The organism is Halorientalis pallida (assembly GCF_049605515.1).
Lineage (GTDB): Archaea > Halobacteriota > Halobacteria > Halobacteriales > Haloarculaceae > Halorientalis > Halorientalis pallida_A.
Genome location: NZ_CP187158.1, coordinates 2,064,166 through 2,081,560, shown reverse-complemented (window position 1 = coordinate 2,081,560; position 17,395 = coordinate 2,064,166). Strand labels below are relative to the sequence as shown.

Genomic DNA, 17,395 nt, shown 5'->3' with positions numbered 1-17,395 from the left:
GGTACCCACGCGCGACATATAATTCTTGTATCTCCCTCGAATCCGGAACGTCACTGTCTGGCACACTTGCAGGCCCTACCGACGACAGGCGTCCCGGCGACCCGCTCGCTCGTTCGGCGGCCTCCCTTCTGTCGGCCGCCTGCTACTCGTCCACCGGCGTCCGCCGCAACTCGTCGATCTGGTCGCGCAAGGCCCCCAGCTCCGACTCCAGTTCCTCCCGGCGGTCGATCAGCGCGCTCAACTCCTCGGTGTTCACAGGTTGATCGCTCTCCAGCGCCACGTCCAGCGCGTCCGTCGTCGCCCGCACCAGGAAGTGCGCGATCTGGAGGATCTCCTCGGGCGACTCCCGGCCCTCGTACAGTTCCATCTCGCCCGACAGGGGCGTGTACTCGACCAGCGGCACCTCCTCCTCGCCCTGATAGGTCGTCGCCGTACTCAGACTCGTCACCGGGTTGTGCCGCTCCTTGGTCTGTTCCGAGCGGACGATGCTGAACTCGTCGGCCAGGTTTCCGTAGGTCTCTTTCAGGTCCCGGAGCTTCCCACCCGTCTCCACGTCCATCTGGGCCTCGACGTCCGCGAAGAACTGCGCCGATCCCCCGAGACTCAACGCCACCGCGAAGAACGCTCCCTGAGAGTGCTCGGCGAACTCGCGCAACCGCTCGCGGACCGTCTCGTGTCGCCCCTCGGCCGCCAGCTTCTGCAGATCGTCGAGAAACGCGCGGGTCCCCGCCTCCTGCTGGAGGAAGTCCTCGACCAGCGCCTTCGGCATCTCCCGCGGCGCGTCGTCCCGGCTGTTCATACCCGACGTATCGTCGCCCAGCACTATACGCTTTGGTCCGTGTTCTCAGCCGTGGGAACGGGGGTGCAAGTCATGCAGAGGGAATCGTTCCGTCGAACTCGTACTCTTCGGCCCAGTTGATCGACGGATGGTCGATGTCCGCCTCGAACCGCAACTCCATCTTCTGTGTCGTCGCCTCGGTGATGTCGATCCAGTACAGTGTCTCGTTCGGTGGATACCGAACGAGGAATGCGTCGATCCGATCCTGATACGTCTGCTCGTGGTACTGACCGTTCGCCGTCGTCTGGGAGTGCGTATTGAACCGGATCGTCCGCTCCTTGTTTGACCAAGCCGTCTTGCACTGCACACGATACAACTGCTCCCCGTCGTCGACGATCAGATCGTATTTGTCGTTGTCTCCGAACGGAATCGAGACGCTGTAGCCGGCCGCGAGCAACTCGTGAATGATCCGCGCCTCGGACTCGTCTCCCGTGGACTTCGTGGCACCCATTGGGATCACTTCTGCTCGTTTTGGGTAATAAACAGTTGGCCGTGTAGGCCTGGAACAGTGGCTCGAACAGCGGCGTCAGCAGAAAGCACCCGGAGCGGGCGTGCGCGGTTCCACCGCGCACGCCGACCGACGGAGTCGGTCGGAATTTGAACCGGGTGAAGACCCGCTTCGCTCGTCTTCCAGGGTTCAAATCCCACAGACCGTTTTCCGAACACGGCTCACTCGTCGCTCCGCTCCTCGTTTCGTGTGCCCCGAAAAACGCCCGGAGCGGGATTTGAACCCGTGCGGAGACGGTCCCGCTCACTCACCACGTTCGCTCGCGGGCGTGCGACTCCTTGTTTTCAAATCCCGCGTGGGGTATTTTCCGCTCACGGTGGCGAGAACACGCTACGCGGTTCTCGCCGGGTAGTTCGCGGGAAAAGTACGCCCGGAGCGGGATTTGAACCCGCGTCACAACCGTGACAGGGTTGTATGATGGGCCACTACACCATCCGGGCGAACGCATCTCATCGTATCCGGGTTGCAGTATTAAGGCTTTCCAATGCGACCGGCGTCGTCACCCGTTCCCACGACCCATCGCCGCCCGACGGCGTGTGAACGATCCACAATAACCCAAACTCCTATGTGCGCAGTTCCCGTACTGTGTGGTGAGCACGCTCGCGCCGCCACCGGCGGCGGGAGGTCGCATAGCGGCGCTCGGCGGATTTTGACAAGTCTTAAATGCTCCCCACCGCAAGGACGCTGTAGTATCTCGTGACAGCAACCTTCTCCAGCCAGTCAGGCCACACATGGTAGACGTAAGCGAACACGAACTCGTACCGGACCACAGCGTCCTCGCAGAGGAGGAACTCGAGGACGTGCTTCAGGAGTACAACATCGACCGAACAGACCTGCCGAAGATCAAGCGTGCGGACCCGGCCCTCCCCGACGAGGCCGACGTGGGCGACGTCATCGAGATCGTCCGCGACTCCCGCACCACGGATCAGGCAGTCGTATACCGTCTCGTGGTGGAATAAATGAGAATCGACGACAGACGCGCGATTTCGCGTGAGTACTTTTCGAGAGAACGGCTCGCAGAACACCACTTCCGGTCGTTCAACGCCTTCCTCGACCGGGGGATGCAGGAGGTCGTCGACGAGAAGGCGACCATCGAAACCGACATCGGCGACAAGGAGGGTGAGGAGCCGGTCTACGTCGAACTCGGCGACGTGCGCGTCGTCACGCCCCGCGTTCGGGAGGCCGACGGGAGCGAGGAACTGCTCTATCCCCAGGAAGCCCGGCTCCGGAACATCACCTACGCCGCGCCGGTGTTCATGGAGATGCGGATCATCAAGGGCGGCAAGGAGGAAGAAGAACACGTCGTCGACCAGACCGAGACAAAGATCGGCCGGATGCCGATCATGGTCGGGTCGAACAAGTGTAACATCTCCGGGTTCACCGAGAACGAACTGATCGACATCGGCGAGGACCCGGCCGACCCCGGGGGCTACTTCTGTGTCAACGGCTCCGAGCGGGTCCTGATGACCAGCGAGGACCTCGCCCCCAACAAGATCCTCGCCGAGTACGACACCAAGTACGGCGACGAGATTCAGGTCGCCAAGACCTTCTCCCAGCGGCGGGGGTACCGCGCCCTCGTGCTCTGTGAGCGGACCCGGAACGGCATCCTGGAAGTCTCCTTCCCGTCGGTCTCGGGGAGCATCAACTTCGTCACGCTCGTGCGTGCGCTCGGTCTCGAATCCGACGAGGAGATCGTCCACCGGGTCAGCGACGACCCCGAGATCGTGAAGTTCATGCTCGAAAACCTGGAGGCCGCCGAGGTCCAGACGACCGAGGAGGCCATCGAGACGCTCGGGAAACGCGTCGCCAGCGGCCAGGGCAAGAACTACCAGCTGAAACGCGCCAACTACGTCATCGACCGGTACCTCCTGCCCCACCTCCACGAGGACGGGGTCGACGAGGAGGAGGTCCGGATCAACAAGGCGTACTACCTCTGCCGGATGGCCGAGGCCTGCTTCGAGCTGGCGCTCGGTCGGCGCGAATCCGACGACAAGGACCACTACGCCAACAAGCGCCTCAAGGTCAGCGGCGACCTGATGAAGGACCTGTTCCGGACGGCGCTGAACAAGCTGGCACGGGACGTGAAGTACCAGCTCGAACGTGCGAACATGCGGAACCGGCAGTTGTCGGTTTCCACCGTGGTTCGCTCGGACGTGCTGACCGAGCGGCTCGAACACCCCATCGCGACGGGCAACTGGGTGGGTGGCCGATCCGGCGTGTCCCAACTCGTGGACCGGACGGACTACATGGGGGTGCTCTCCCACCTGCGCCGCCTGCGCTCGCCGCTCTCGCGCAGTCAGCCCCACTTCGAGGCGCGTGACCTGCACGCGACCCAGTGGGGGCGGATCTGTCCCTCCGAGACGCCGGAGGGGCCCAACTGTGGGCTGGTGAAGAACTTCGCCCAGGCCATGGAGCTGTCACAGAACATCGAGGACGAACAGGAGCTGAAACACGAACTCGCGTCGATGGGCGTCGAAGGCATTCCGGGCATCGAGTCCATCGAACAGCAGCCAGCGGACGACTAATATGAGTCAAGGACGAGACGCGAAAGTATACGTCAACGGCAGTCTGGTCGGGACACACCCCGAACCGGAGAAGCTCGCAGAGGACATCCGACAGGCCCGACGGCGGGGCGACGTCAGCGAGATGGTCAACGTCTCGGTGAAGGATCGCACCGACGAGGTCATCGTCAACGCCGACGCCGGCCGGGCGCGCCGCCCGCTGATCGTCGTCGAGGACGGCGAACCCCTCATCTCCGACGAGGAGGTCGCCGCGGTCAAGGCCGGTGAACTCGGCTTCGACGAACTGGTCGACCGGGGCTACATCGAGTTCATCGACGCCGAGGAGGAGGAAGACATCCTCGTCGCCGTCGACGAGGACGACGTGACCGAGGACCACACCCACCTCGAGGTGGACCCCCAGCTGATCTTCGGGATCGGTGCAGGGATGATTCCCTACCCCGAACACAACGCCAGCCCGCGGATTACCATGGGGTCGGGGATGATCAAGCAGTCGCTGGGACTGCCCAGCGCGAACTACCGGATTCGGCCGGACACGCGCCAGCACCTCCTGCACTACCCCCAGCTCTCGATGGTCAAGACACAGACCACCGAACAGATCGGGTACGACGACCGGCCCGCGGCCCAGAACTTCGTCGTCGCCGTGATGAGCTACGAGGGGTTCAACATCGAGGACGCACTCGTGCTCAACGGTGGCTCCGTGGACCGGGCGCTCGCCCGCTCTCACTTCTTCCGGACCTACGAGGGCGAGGAACGCCGCTACCCCGGCGGCCAGGAGGACCGCTTCGAGGTCCCGGAGGACGACGTGCGCGGCGCGCGCGGGGAGGAAGCCTACACGCACCTCGACGAGGACGGTCTCGTCAACCCCGAGACGCAGGTCGGCGAGAACGACGTGCTGCTCGGGAAGACCTCGCCGCCCCGATTCCTGGAGGAACCGGACGACATGGGTGGGCTCTCACCGCAGAAGCGCCGGGAGACCTCCGTCACCATGCGCTCCGGGGAGTCCGGGGTCGTCGACACCGTCACGCTCATGGAGGGCGAGGACGGTTCGAAGCTCTCGAAGGTCAAGGTGCGCGACGAGCGGATCCCCGAACTCGGGGACAAGTTCGCGTCGCGACACGGCCAGAAGGGTGTCGTGGGCCACATCGCACCCCAGGAGGACATGCCCTTCACCGAACAGGGCGTCGTGCCGGACCTGATCCTCAACCCGCACGCACTGCCCTCCCGGATGACGGTGGGCCACGTGCTGGAGATGCTCGGCGGGAAGGTCGGCTCGCTGGAAGGGCGACGAGTGGACGGGACGCCCTTCACCGGCGAGGACGAGGAGGAACTCCGCGACTCGCTGGAGGAACACGGCTTCAAGTCCAGCGGCAAGGAGATCATGTACTCCGGCGTCACCGGGGAACAGATCGAGGCCGACATCTTCGTCGGGACCATCTTCTACCAGAAGCTCTACCACATGGTCTCGAACAAGCTGCACGCCCGTTCGCGCGGGCCGGTGCAGGTCCTGACCCGCCAGCCCACCGAGGGGCGCGCCCGCGAGGGCGGGCTCCGTATCGGTGAGATGGAACGGGACGTGTTCATCGGACACGGCGCGGCCATGACGCTGAAAGAGCGCCTGCTCGACGAGTCCGACCGCGAGTGGATCTACGTCTGTGCCGAGTGTGGCATGACCGCCGTCGAGAACGTCGAGCAACGGCGCGTCTACTGTCCGAACTGTGAGGAGGAGACCGACATCCACGAGGTGGAGATGTCCTACGCGTTCAAGCTCCTGCTCGACGAGATGAAAGCGCTCGGGATCGCACCCCGGATCGAACTGGAGGACGCAGTATGAGTCAGCACGCACCCAAAGAGATCGGCGAACTCAGCTTCGGGCTGATGGACCCCGAGGAGTATCGGGACATGAGCGCCACGAAGGTCATCACGGCCGACACCTACGACGACGACGGGTTCCCCATCGACATGGGCCTGATGGACCCGCGCCTGGGCGTGATCGACCCCGGACTGGAGTGCAAGACCTGCGGGAAACACTCCGGGTCCTGTAACGGCCACTTCGGCCACATCGAACTCGCGGCCCCGGTCATCCACGTCGGGTTCGCGAAGCTCATCCGTCGGCTCCTGCGCGGGACCTGTCGGGACTGTTCGCGGCTCTGTCTCAACGACGAGGAACGCGAGGAGTTCACGAGTCGCCTGCGCCGCGCCCGCGAACTGGGCAACGACCTCAACGACGTGACCAAGGCGGCCATCCGGCAGGCCCGCAAGAAGGACCACTGCCCGTTCTGTGGCGGCCAGCAGTACGACATCAACCACGAGAAGCCGACGACCTACTACGAGGTCCAGCAGGTGCTGACCTCGGAGTACCCCGACCGGATCGCGGAGGCGATGGAGCCCGACCCCGACGACGAGGACGACCGTGGGACCTCCCCGGTCGAACTCGCCGACGAGACCGGGATCGACCAGAGCCGGATTCAGGAGATCCTCTCGGGCGAGTTCCGGCCGCGCGAGGAGGACCGCAAGGCCATCGAGCGCGCGCTGGACGTGGACCTCACCGAGGAGGACATGAACAAGCTGATGCCCAGCGACATCCGGGACTGGTTCGAGGACATCCCGGACGAGGACATTCAGGTCCTCGGCATCAACGCCGAGCGCTCCCGACCCGAGTGGATGATCCTGACCGTCCTGCCGGTGCCGCCGGTGACCGCGCGGCCCTCGATCACGCTGGACAACGGCCAGCGCTCCGAGGACGACCTGACCCACAAGCTGGTCGACATCATCCGGATCAACCAGCGGTTCATGGAGAACCGCGAGGCCGGTGCGCCACAGCTGATCATCGAGGACCTCTGGGAACTGCTCCAGTACCACGTCACCACCTTCATGGACAACGAGATCAGCGGGACGCCGCCAGCCCGGCACCGTTCGGGCCGCCCCCTGAAGACCCTCAGCCAGCGGCTGAAGGGCAAGGAAGGTCGATTCCGTGGCTCGCTGTCCGGGAAGCGTGTCAACTTCTCCGCGCGGACCGTCATCTCGCCGGACCCCACCCTCTCGCTGAACGAGGTCGGTGTGCCCGACCGGGTCGCGACCGAGATGACCCAGACGATGAACGTCAACGAGCGGAACCTGGAGGAGGCCCGTCGCTACGTCTCCAACGGGCCGGAGTCACACCCCGGCGCGAACTACGTGAAACGGCCGGACGGCCGTCGCCTCAAGGTGACCGAGAAGAACTGCGAGGAACTGGCCGAGAAGGTCCAGCCCGAGTGGGAAGTCTCCCGACACCTGGTCGACGGGGACATCATCATCTTCAACCGGCAGCCGTCGCTGCACCGGATGTCGATCATGGCACACGAAGTCGTCGTGATGCCGTACAAGACGTTCCGGCTGAACACGACGGTGTGTCCGCCGTACAACGCGGACTTCGACGGCGACGAGATGAACATGCACGCCCTCCAGAACGAGGAAGCCCGCGCGGAGGCTCGCGTCCTCATGCGCGTGCAGGAACAGATGCTCTCGCCGCGGTTCGGTGAGAACATCATCGGCGCGATCCAGGACCACATCAGCGGGACCTACCTGCTCACCAACCAGAACCCACGCTTCAACGAGACGCAGGCGCTGGACCTGCTCCGGGCGACCCGGATCGACGAACTGCCCGAGCCCGACGGCACCGACGACGCCGGCAACGAGTACTGGACCGGCCGGACGGTGTTCTCGGAGCTGTTGCCCGACGAACTCAACCTCGAGTTCACGTCATCGGCCGGCGACGACGTGATCATCGAGGACGGCCAGCTCCTGGAGGGGACCATCGACGAGGACGCCGTCGGGGCGTTCGGCGGAGAGATCGTCGACACCATCGCCAAGGTGTACTCCAAGACCCGGGCCCGCATCTTCGTCAACGAGGTCGCCTCGCTGGCGATGCGCTCGATCATGCACTTTGGCTTCTCCATCGGGATCGACGACGAGTCGATCTCGCCGGAAGCCGAAGAGCAGATCGACGAAGCCATCGGGAACGCCTACGACCGCGTGCAGGAACTCATCGAGACCTACGACCGGGGCGAACTCGAATCCCTGCCGGGTCGGACGGTCGACGAGACTCTGGAGATGAAGATCATGCAGACCCTGGGCAAAGCGCGTGACAGCGCGGGTGACATCGCCGAAGAACACTTCGACGACGACAACCCCGCCGTGGTCATGGCCGAGTCCGGTGCGCGTGGGTCGATGCTGAACCTGACCCAGATGGCCGGCTGTGTCGGCCAGCAGGCGGTCCGTGGCGAGCGGATCAACCGTGGCTACGAGGACCGCACCCTCAGCCACTACAAGCCCGACGACCTCTCGGCGGAGGCCCACGGCTTCGTGGAACACTCCTACCGGGGCGGCCTGAACCCGCGGGAGTTCTTCTTCCACGCGATGGGTGGCCGCGAAGGGCTGGTCGACACGGCCGTTCGTACCTCGAAGTCCGGCTACCTCCAGCGGCGGCTGATCAACGCCCTCTCCGAGCTGGAAACGCAGTACGACGGCACCGTCCGGGACACCTCGGACACCATCGTCCAGTTCGAGTTCGGCGAGGACGGCACCAGTCCGGTGAAGGTGTCCTCGGACGAGGACAACGACATCGACGTGGATCAGATCGCCGACCGCGTGCTCGACACGGAGTTCGAGAGCGACGAAGCCAAACAGCAGTTCCTCGGCCAGGAGCGTTCCCCGACGAACCTCTCGGAACACGCCGACGACTGGTGGATGGCCCAGAGTGACGACTAACCATGAGTGAAATAGACTACGACCCACAGCAGAAGTTCGACGGCGTCGACGACGACATCGAGGCCGTCGTCGAGGACACGGAACTGCCCCGGCGGCTGAAGACGAAGGTCTACCGCTCGGTCGACGAGCGCGGCGCGGACGTCGAGGCCGCGGACCAGATCGCCAAGGCCGTCGAGAACCGCTATCTCGACACCCGCGTCGATCCGCTCGACCCCGTGGGAACCGTCTCGGCCCAGTCCATCGGGGAGCCCGGGACGCAGATGACGATGAACACGTTCCACTACGCGGGCGTCGCGGAGATCGACGTGACCCAGGGCCTGCCCCGGCTCATCGAGCTGGTGGACGCCCGAAAGGAGCCGGACACGCCGATGATGACGGTCCACCTCGAAGACGAGTTCGCCGAGAATCGGGAGCGCGCCCACGAGGTCGTCTGGAAGATCGAGGCCACGCGCATCCTCGCGCTGGGTGACATCTCCACGGACGTGGCCGACATGCTCGTCCGCGTCGACCTCAACCCCGATACCTTGCAGGAGCGCTGGCCGACGGTGGACAACCTCGCCGAGATCGTCCAGGAAATCTCCGAGACCATCGAGTCGAAGCTCGGCGTCGACGTGGTCCAGCTCGACGAGACGGTCATCGAGTTCGGCCCCGACGAACCCAGCTACCGGGAACTCCTCCAGCTCGTGGAGGACCTCCGGGAGATCGTCTTCAAGGGGATCGAGGACATCGACCGGGTCGTCATCCGCCGCGAGGAGACCGAGGAGAGCGAGGACGGCGAGTTCGTCCTCTACACGGAAGGGTCGGAACTGGGTAACGTCCTCGGGATCGAGGGCGTGGACGCCAGTCGGACCACCTGTAACAACATCCACGAGATCCACCGCAACCTCGGCATCGAGGCCGCCCGGGAGTCGATCATCGAGGAGACGATGAACACGCTCGAAGAGCAGGGGCTCGACGACGTGAACATCCGTCACCTGATGCTGGTCGCGGACATCATGACCAACGGCGGTGGCATCCAGTCCATCGGTCGCCACGGGATCTCCGGGAGCAAGGAGTCCGTCCTCGCACGGGCGGCGTTCGAGGTCACGGTCAACCACCTGCTCGACGCCGCGATCCACGGCGAGGTCGACGACCTCAACGGCGTCACCGAGAACGTCATCGTCGGGAAGCCGATCAAACTCGGCACCGGCGACGTGAACCTGCGGATGGGGTCGGAACCGGCTCGCACCGACGGCACTGGCGAAGGGGCCGACTGACCGCGATGACCATCTCGCTCTCGGACCGTGAACGCCAGTTCCTCGCCCGCTTCGAGGACGAGGTCGGCGTCACCGTCCGGGACTGCGTGGTCGACGAGGACTACGACCGCGTCCTCTTCGTCGTCGAGGCCGGAGAGATGGCCGAAGCTATCGGTCCGGGCGGCCGCAACGTCGAACGAATCGAGGAGGACCTGGGCCGCAACGTCGAGTTGATCGAGGACGCCGACACCGCCGAGGCGTTCGTGGCCAACGCGCTGGCCCCGGCGGCGGTGTACAACGTCACGATCAGCGAGAACGAGGACACGGTCGCCTACGCAGAAGTCGACCACGACGACACCGGCGTCGCCATCGGCAAGGACGGCAAGAACATCGAAGCCGCCCGCCGGATGGCCGAGCGGCACTTCGACGTGGACGATATCCAATTAACGTGACGGCGTCGTGGTACGCCGTGACGCGTTTTTTCGGGACGAAAGAAGATGCTTAAGTAGCTCCGCTTGATATTCGACGGTACTATGGCGAACGGCAAATACGCCGCGCGCAAGCTCCGGAAGGACCGCCAGAAGCATCGGTGGTCCGACTCGAAGTACGCGCGCCGAGAGCGGGGACTTCGGGAGAAGTCCGACCCCCTGGAGGGCGCACCTCAGGGTCGCGGTATCGTGCTCGAAAAGACAGCTGTCGAGGCCAAACAGCCCAACTCCGCGGTCCGGAAGTGCGTCCGCGTTCAGCTGATCAAGAACGGCAAACAGGTGACTGCATTCTGTCCGGGTGACGGTGCTATCTCCTTTATCGACGAACACGACGAGGTCACCATCGCCGGGATCGGTGGCGCGAAGGGTCGCGCGATGGGTGACCTTTCGGGTGTCAACTACAAGGTCGAGAAGGTCAACGGCGTGTCGCTGATCGAACTCGTCCGCGGGAACGCGGAGAAACCGGTCCGCTAACCATGAGTGAGGCACCCGAGCCGGAGTCCCCTGCCGGCACCGACGACGAGGAGAGCGCGCCCGCGAAGCTGTTCGGGCAGTGGGAGGTCACGGACATCGAGTACTACGACCCCTCCACCGAACGCTACATCACGGTCACGCCCATCGCCCACACGATGGGTCGCCACGCCGGCAAGCAGTTCAAGAAAAGCGAGATCTCCATCGTGGAGCGGCTGATCAACCGGCTGATGCAGACCGACGAGAACACGGGCAAGAAACAGCAGGCCACGCGCATCACGCGTGAGGCCTTCGAGATCGTCAACGACCGGACCGAGGAGAACCCGGTCCAGATCCTCGTCCAGGCCGTCGAGAACAGCGCGCCCCGGGAGGAGACCGTCCGCCTGAAGTACGGTGGCATCTCCGTCCCGAAGGCCGTCGACGTGTCGCCCCAGCGCCGGGTCGACCAGGCACTGAAGTTCCTCGCGGAAGGCGTCTATCAGGACTCGTTCAAGACGCCGACCGACGTGGAGGAGGCACTGGCCAACCAGCTCGTCGGCGCGGCCAACGACGACGTGAGCACCTACGCCGTCAACCAGAAAGAAGAGAAAGAGCGCGTCGCGGCAGCCGCTCGCTGACCACGCGGTTCCGTCTTTCCGACGCCGTCACGAATTCGGGACGTGTCCGGATGCCTTCTTGCAAGCAAATTCTCCACACTCGAGAGCCATCTGTAATAAACAGCCGTCTATATCCGGGGAAATTGTAAGCATCCTGTCTCTATCCAGTATCGAGGTAGTGGCAGCGACGCCAGGACGAAGTGTGGTGTGTTACGCGTACGCGTCAGGGGACGCGCGCGAGAGGGAACGAGAGTAACTCGCAGGTAGTGGGGCCTGCGGACGGGACTGCGCTTCAGTCCCACTGTTGGGGGTCGTGCCACCGCGCTGACAGTCAGCGTGTGAACAGACGGAGCAAACTATGGGATTTGACAAGGGAACAATACCTAACGCGACGGTCGTAACGGTCTCCCTGTTAGCCGTCGTCGGGCTACTCTTGGTGGGTGCCACACCGGCAGCCGCCCAGTCCGACGACCCCGGATTCTCCTTCGACGACGACGGAGGCGACTTCGGGTTCAGTAACGGGGACGACGACAGTGATTCTCCCGGGTTCGACTTCGGTGACGACGGTGACGGACCCGACTTCGGGGGCGACGACGGTGACGATGGCCCCGGATTCGACTTCGGTGACGACGGTGACGAGCCCGACTTCGGGGGCGACGACGGTGACGATGGCCCCGGATTCGACTTCGGTGACGACGGTGACGGACCCGACTTCGGGGGCGGTGACGGCGACGATGACGGCCCTGACTTCGGGGGCGGTGACGATGGCGACGACGGGGACGACCAGCCTAACGTCACGTTCGTCCCGACGGTCGACAGCACGAACTCGCCGGTGACGGAAGGCGAGACGCTGACGGTCGACGCGACGGTCGAGAACACCGGCTCGGGCGACGGCCTTCAGACGGTGACGCTCACCGTCGATGGCCAGGTTCGTGACAGTCAGCAGGTCAGCCTCTCGGGCGGCGAGAGCACGAGCGTCTCCCTCTCCTGGCAGACTCAGGACGGCGACGCCGGTGATTACACGGCATCGGTCAACACGGCGACGCAGGTCGCACAGACCAGTGTCACTGTCGACCCGGCTCCGAGCGCGGACCCGGCGAACTTCCAGGTGTCGAACCTGCAAGCGCCGTCCGACGCGACGGTGGGTGACACGATCACGGTCTCTGCTGACGTCCAGAACACGGGCGACCAGCAGGGGACCCAGACTGTCGCCTTCGGCGTAGACACGAACGACGATGGGGCGCTCGAAACACTCGCGTCCCAGGACGAGACGCTGGCCAGCGGGGCCAGTACGACGGTGACGTTCGACGTGAACACCAGTGCGCTATCGGCAGGCACCTACACGCACGGTGTGTCGACGGCCAACGACACGGCGACGGCGGAGATCACGCTGACCGCGCCGCCGGTCGAACAGCCGCCGAACTTCCAGGTGCAGAACCTGGACACGAACTCGCCGGTGACGGAAGGCGAGACGCTGACGGTCGACGCGACCGTCGCGAACACGGGCGACCAGCAGGGTACGCAGACGGTGACGCTGTCGGTGCTGGGCACGTCGGACGACCAGCAGGTGACGCTGGCCGGCGGTGCGAGCCAGATCGTCACGCTGTCGGTGCCCACCGAGACCGGTGACGCCGGCTCGGGTACTGCGACGGTGACGACCGAGAACGACACCATCTCGACGAGCGTGCAGGTCAACGCGCCCGACGCGCCCGCGAACTTCCAGGTTTCGGGTGTCAACAGCAACTCGCCGGTCAACGAGACCGAGACGCTGGACGTGACCGCGACCGTCCAGAACACCGGTCAACAGCAGGGCACCCAGACGGTGACCCTGGACGTTGCCGGCGCACAGCGGGACAGTCAGACTGTCCAGCTGGCCGCCGGCACGAGTCAGGACGTGACGCTGTCCTGGACGACCCAGAGCGGTGACGCGGGCGATTACACCGCGACGGTCGCGAGCGCGAACGACACCGGCACGACCAGCGTGTCGGTGAACGAGCCGGCCACGCCGGCCAACTTCGCGGTCTCGAACGTCGGCAGTAACTCGCCGGTCAACGAGACCGAGACGCTGGACGTGACCGCAACCGTCCAGAACACCGGTGATCTCGAGGGCACTCAGACGGTGACTCTCGATGTCGCCGGTGCACAGCGTGATAGCCAGAGCGTCCAGCTGGCGGGCGGTGCCAGTACGACGGTCACGCTGTCGTGGACGACGCAGAGCGGTGACGCGGGCGACTACACCGCGACGGTCGCCAGTGTGGATGACAGCGGCACGACCAGCGTGTCGGTGAACACGGAGCCGGAACCGCCGGCGGAGCCGATTCCGTTCACGTCGTACGTGCGCGGTGACGAGAGTTACCTGCACACGGGGACGCCGGACAACGACCGGGCGATCACGTACCCGGTCTGTCGGGACGGTCAGCCCCAGCCGGCCGACCAGCAGCCGTTCTACCTGCCGACGCCGGACTGTATCACGGTCGACGGGACGCTGTTCCCCTCGAACAACACCTGGGAGGGCGACATCCAGTTCCCGCCCGCGCGGGACTCGGTCAACGGCACCTCCCTGGGGACCATCTACTTCGAGGCCGACATCACGCAAGTCGGCGAAGCCGGTGGGACCCTCAACCGGGACACCGGCAAGATCACGCTGAACACGACGGTCGACATCGGCGTGACCATCTGGAACGTCGACAACGCCCAGGTCGGCTGGGAGAACCGCGGCGATCCGGTCTCCGAGCCGAGTTGTACCATCCCGTCGGTGACGCTCTCGCTGTCGACGGAGAAGAGCTTCCAGACCGGCTCGCCGTTCCCGAGCACCAGCACGGTGTCGGGCGAACGGCTCGACGACAACAACGTCGCCAAGCTGGTCTCGGACGACTTCGACGTCGGGAGTGCCAACGGCTGTGGGACCGTCCTCGGATTCATCCCACTCAACGGTCAGATCAACGGCGAACAGGGCATCCCCGCCGGTCCGGGTGACAACGAAGTCGCCTACGACATCGAGTACGACTTCGGTAGCTAGAGCATCGAGCCGCAACCACGACCCTATTTTTTCGCGGTGTGCAGTTCGGATCGAGCGGACGCACTGCCTCTACCGGGACTCGTCGCGACGGACACGACGGCCCGTCAGTCGGTCTGCAGCCGACCCCACCAGTCGTTCGTGTTCCTCCGGGGCACCTCACGTTCTCCGCGGGCACTCGGGAGCTGTCTGGCATTTTTGGTAACCTGATATCAGGTTAAATTATGACACCTGCATAAGCTGTAATAAATAACCGTCCATATCCGGGGAAATCCTAAGCATGATGTCCGTATCCAGTATCCCCGTAGTGGCCACGACGCCAGGACGAAGTGTGGTGTGTCACGCGCACGCGTCACGAGACGTGCGCGCAACGAGGGAACGAGAGACGGCCCGCAGGTAGTGGGGCCTGTGGTCGGGACTGCCCTCCAGTCCCACTGTTGGGGGTCGTGCCACAGCGCTGACAGTCAGCGTGTGAACAGACGGAGCAAACTATGGGATTTGACAAGGGAACAATACCTAACGCGACGGTCGTAACGGTCTCCCTGTTAGCCGTCGTTGGACTACTTCTCGCGGGTGCCACACCGGCAGCCGCCCAGTCCGACGACCCCGGATTCGCCTTCGACGACGATGGAGGCGACTTCGGGTTCAATAGCGGGGACGACGACAGTGATTCTCCCGGGTTCGATTTCGGCGGCGGTGACGACGCCGGTGAGCCTGGATTCAGTTTCGGTGGCGGTGACGATACCGGCGGGCCTGGGTTCGACTTCGGCGGCGGCGACGACGCCGGTGAGCCTGGATTCGACTTCGGCGACGGCGACGATGGCCCCGGGTTCGACTTCGGTGACGGCGACGATAGTCCCGGGTTCGACTTCGGTGACGACGGTGACGAACCCGACTTCGGCGGCGGCGACGACGGTGACGACGACCAGCCCAACGTCACGTTCGTCCCGACGATCACCGGCACGAACTCGCCGGTGACGGAGGGTGAGACGCTGACGGTCGACGCGACGATCGAAAACGTCGGTACGGGCGATGGGTTCCAGACGGTGACGCTCACCGTCGACGGGCAGGTCGAAGACAGCACGCAGTTCACCCTCTCGGGCGGCGAGAGTACGGATGTCACCTTCGAGTGGCAGACGACTGCGGGCGATGCGGGCGACCGGACGGTCTCGGTCAACACGGCGACCCAGGACGCACAGACCACCGTCACTGTCGACTCGGCTCCGAGCGCGGACCCGGCGAACTTCCAGGTGTCGAACCTGCAAGCGCCGTCCGACGCGACGGTGGGTGACACGATCACCGTGTCGGCCGACGTCGAGAACACGGGCGACCAGCAGGGGACCCAGACCGTCGCCTTCGGCGTCGATACGGACGACGACGGCACCCTGGAGACGCTGGCGTCCAAGGACGAGACGCTGGCCAGCGGAGCCAGTACGACGGTGACGTTCGACGTGAACACGGGTGCGTTGTCGGCAGGCACCTACACGCACGGTGTGTCGACGGCCAACGACACGGCGACGGCGCAGATCACGCTGACCGCGCCGCCGGTCGAACAGCCGCCGAACTTCCAGGTCCAGACTCTGGACACGAACTCGCCGGTGACGGAAGGCGAGACGCTGACGGTCGACGCGACCGTCGCGAACACTGGTGATCGCGAGGGGACCCAGACGGTGACGCTGTCGGTGCTGGGCACGTCGGCCGACCAGCAGGTGACGCTGGCGGGCGGTGCGAGCCAGATCGTCACGCTGTCGGTCGCCACCGAGACCGGTGACGCTGGCCAGTACTCCGCGAGTGTCACGACCGAGAACGACACGGCGTCGACGAGCGTGCAGGTCAACGCGCCCGACGCGCCCGCGAACTTCCAGCTCTCTGGAACCAACAGCAACTCGCCGGTCAACGAGACCGAGACGCTGGACGTGACGACGACGGTCCAGAACACCGGTCAACAGCAGGGCTCGCAGACGGTGACCCTCGATGTCGCCGGCGCACAGCGTGACAGCCAGACTGTCCAGCTGGCCGCCGGCACGAGTCAGGACGTGACGCTGTCGTGGACGACCCAGAGCGGTGACGCGGGCGACTACACGGCGACGGTCGCCAGCGCCAACGACACTGGCACGACCAGCGTGACAGTCAACGCGGAATCGGAGCCGCCGGCGGAACCGATTCCGTTCACGTCGTACGTGCGCGGTGACGAGAGTTACCTGCACACGGGGACGCCGAACAACAGTCGGCCGATCACGTACCCGAGCTGTCGTGACGGCCAGCCCCAGCCGGCCGAGCAGAAACCGGACTATCTGCCGACGCCGGACTGTATCACGGTCGACGGGACGCTGTTCCCCTCGAACAACACCTGGGAGGGTGACATCGACTTCCCGCCCGCGCGGGACTCGGTCAACGACACCGCGCTCGGTACCATCTACTTCGAGGCCAACTTCACGCAGGTTGGCGAAGCCGGCGGGACCTTCAACCGGGACACCGGTGAGATCACGCTGAACGCGACCATCGACATCGGCGTGACCATCTGGAACATCGACAACGCCCAGGTCGGCTGGGAGAACCGCGGCGATCCGGTCTCACAGCCGTCCTGTACGATCCCGTCGGTGAGCATCTCGCTGTCGACGGAGAAGAGCTTCCAGACCGGCTCGCCGTTCCCGAGTACCAGCACGGTGTCGGGCGAACGGCTCGACGACAACAACGTCGCCAAGCTGGTCTCGGACGACTTCGACGTCGGCAGTGCCAACGGCTGTGGCCAAGTCTACGGCTACATCTCCCTCGACAACCAGATCAACGCCGAACAGGGCATTCCCGCTGGTCCGGGTGACAACGAAGTCGCCTACGACATCGAGTTCAATCCGGAATCCGGGAACTGAGACAGCGACTCCGAAACCGCTCTTTTTTTCCGGCAGTTCGGGCCGATAGGACGGACTGACTCCACCGGACCGTTGTGACGACCACGCTGATCGGCCAGCCGGTGT

12 protein-coding genes and 1 tRNA gene are annotated in these 17,395 nt (G+C 64.8%); 10 read left to right on the top strand and 3 right to left on the bottom strand.

Annotated elements, in window-relative coordinates; genetic code table 11:
* Positions 1-142: 142 nt before the first annotated feature.
* The 3 genes from ACOZ4N_RS12175 to ACOZ4N_RS12165 all read right to left on the bottom strand — a co-directional run bounded on the left by ACOZ4N_RS12175 (position 143) and on the right by ACOZ4N_RS12165 (position 1,786).
* Entirely contained in the window at positions 143-799 is a 657-nt protein-coding gene (locus ACOZ4N_RS12175; RefSeq protein ID WP_424016645.1) for a hypothetical protein, read from the bottom strand.
* Positions 800-869: 70 nt separating this feature from the next.
* Positions 870-1,289 (bottom strand): group I intron-associated PD-(D/E)XK endonuclease, encoded by a 420-nt coding sequence (locus ACOZ4N_RS12170; protein ID WP_424016644.1) that lies wholly within the window; start codon positions 1,287-1,289, stop codon positions 870-872.
* Between the two features lie 424 nt (positions 1,290-1,713).
* A tRNA-Asp gene (locus ACOZ4N_RS12165) sits at positions 1,714-1,786 on the bottom strand.
* Between the two features lie 291 nt (positions 1,787-2,077).
* Between ACOZ4N_RS12165 and ACOZ4N_RS12160 the strand changes: the two genes are divergently transcribed.
* The 10 genes from ACOZ4N_RS12160 to ACOZ4N_RS12115 all read left to right on the top strand — a co-directional run bounded on the left by ACOZ4N_RS12160 (position 2,078) and on the right by ACOZ4N_RS12115 (position 17,290).
* Positions 2,078-2,305, top strand: coding sequence for a DNA-directed RNA polymerase subunit H (locus ACOZ4N_RS12160; RefSeq protein ID WP_129067932.1), 228 nt, complete (start codon positions 2,078-2,080; stop codon positions 2,303-2,305).
* Complete coding sequence (locus tag ACOZ4N_RS12155) at positions 2,306-3,871, top strand: DNA-directed RNA polymerase subunit B'' (protein WP_424016643.1); 1,566 nt, start codon at positions 2,306-2,308, stop codon at positions 3,869-3,871. It abuts the gene before it with no gap.
* A 1-nt stretch (position 3,872) separates the two neighbouring features.
* Positions 3,873-5,699 carry a DNA-directed RNA polymerase subunit B gene (gene rpoB, locus ACOZ4N_RS12150; protein ID WP_424016642.1) on the top strand — a complete coding sequence of 609 codons (1,827 nt, stop codon included), beginning with the start codon at positions 3,873-3,875 and terminating at the stop codon, positions 5,697-5,699.
* Entirely contained in the window at positions 5,696-8,614 is a 2,919-nt protein-coding gene (locus ACOZ4N_RS12145) for a DNA-directed RNA polymerase subunit A' (RefSeq protein WP_424016641.1), read from the top strand. Before rpoB ends, ACOZ4N_RS12145 begins: the two co-directional genes overlap by 4 nt.
* A gap of 2 nt (positions 8,615-8,616) precedes the next feature.
* Positions 8,617-9,870 (top strand): DNA-directed RNA polymerase subunit A'', encoded by a 1,254-nt coding sequence (gene rpoA2, locus ACOZ4N_RS12140; protein WP_424016640.1) that lies wholly within the window; start codon positions 8,617-8,619, stop codon positions 9,868-9,870.
* Between the two features lie 5 nt (positions 9,871-9,875).
* Positions 9,876-10,301: a NusA-like transcription termination signal-binding factor gene (locus ACOZ4N_RS12135; protein WP_424016639.1), complete on the top strand. Its 426-nt coding sequence runs from the start codon at positions 9,876-9,878 to the stop codon at positions 10,299-10,301.
* Between the two features lie 81 nt (positions 10,302-10,382).
* On the top strand, positions 10,383-10,811 hold the full coding sequence (locus ACOZ4N_RS12130) for a 30S ribosomal protein S12 (protein ID WP_077205875.1): 429 nt from the start codon (positions 10,383-10,385) through the stop codon (positions 10,809-10,811).
* 2 nt (positions 10,812-10,813) lie between these two features.
* Positions 10,814-11,425 (top strand): 30S ribosomal protein S7, encoded by a 612-nt coding sequence (locus ACOZ4N_RS12125; RefSeq protein ID WP_424016638.1) that lies wholly within the window; start codon positions 10,814-10,816, stop codon positions 11,423-11,425.
* Positions 11,426-11,840: 415 nt separating this feature from the next.
* Positions 11,841-14,423: a CARDB domain-containing protein gene (locus ACOZ4N_RS12120; protein WP_424016637.1), complete on the top strand. Its 2,583-nt coding sequence runs from the start codon at positions 11,841-11,843 to the stop codon at positions 14,421-14,423.
* Positions 14,424-14,911: 488 nt separating this feature from the next.
* Positions 14,912-17,290 carry a CARDB domain-containing protein gene (locus ACOZ4N_RS12115; RefSeq protein WP_424016636.1) on the top strand — a complete coding sequence of 793 codons (2,379 nt, stop codon included), beginning with the start codon at positions 14,912-14,914 and terminating at the stop codon, positions 17,288-17,290.
* Positions 17,291-17,395: the final 105 nt, after the last annotated feature.

What these genes read in the sequence shown, in the direction of transcription:
- ACOZ4N_RS12175 (WP_424016645.1), bottom strand. Translation starts at nt 799, where the DNA reads ATGAACAGCCGGGACGACGCGCCGCGGGAGATGCCGAAGGCGCTGGTC.
- ACOZ4N_RS12170 (WP_424016644.1), bottom strand. Translation starts at nt 1,289, where the DNA reads ATGGGTGCCACGAAGTCCACGGGAGACGAGTCCGAGGCGCGGATCATT.
- ACOZ4N_RS12160 (WP_129067932.1), top strand. Translation starts at nt 2,078, where the DNA reads ATGGTAGACGTAAGCGAACACGAACTCGTACCGGACCACAGCGTCCTC.
- ACOZ4N_RS12155 (WP_424016643.1), top strand. Translation starts at nt 2,306, where the DNA reads ATGAGAATCGACGACAGACGCGCGATTTCGCGTGAGTACTTTTCGAGA.
- rpoB (WP_424016642.1), top strand. Translation starts at nt 3,873, where the DNA reads ATGAGTCAAGGACGAGACGCGAAAGTATACGTCAACGGCAGTCTGGTC.
- ACOZ4N_RS12145 (WP_424016641.1), top strand. Translation starts at nt 5,696, where the DNA reads ATGAGTCAGCACGCACCCAAAGAGATCGGCGAACTCAGCTTCGGGCTG.
- rpoA2 (WP_424016640.1), top strand. Translation starts at nt 8,617, where the DNA reads ATGAGTGAAATAGACTACGACCCACAGCAGAAGTTCGACGGCGTCGAC.
- ACOZ4N_RS12135 (WP_424016639.1), top strand. Translation starts at nt 9,876, where the DNA reads ATGACCATCTCGCTCTCGGACCGTGAACGCCAGTTCCTCGCCCGCTTC.
- ACOZ4N_RS12130 (WP_077205875.1), top strand. Translation starts at nt 10,383, where the DNA reads ATGGCGAACGGCAAATACGCCGCGCGCAAGCTCCGGAAGGACCGCCAG.
- ACOZ4N_RS12125 (WP_424016638.1), top strand. Translation starts at nt 10,814, where the DNA reads ATGAGTGAGGCACCCGAGCCGGAGTCCCCTGCCGGCACCGACGACGAG.
- ACOZ4N_RS12115 (WP_424016636.1), top strand. Translation starts at nt 14,912, where the DNA reads ATGGGATTTGACAAGGGAACAATACCTAACGCGACGGTCGTAACGGTC.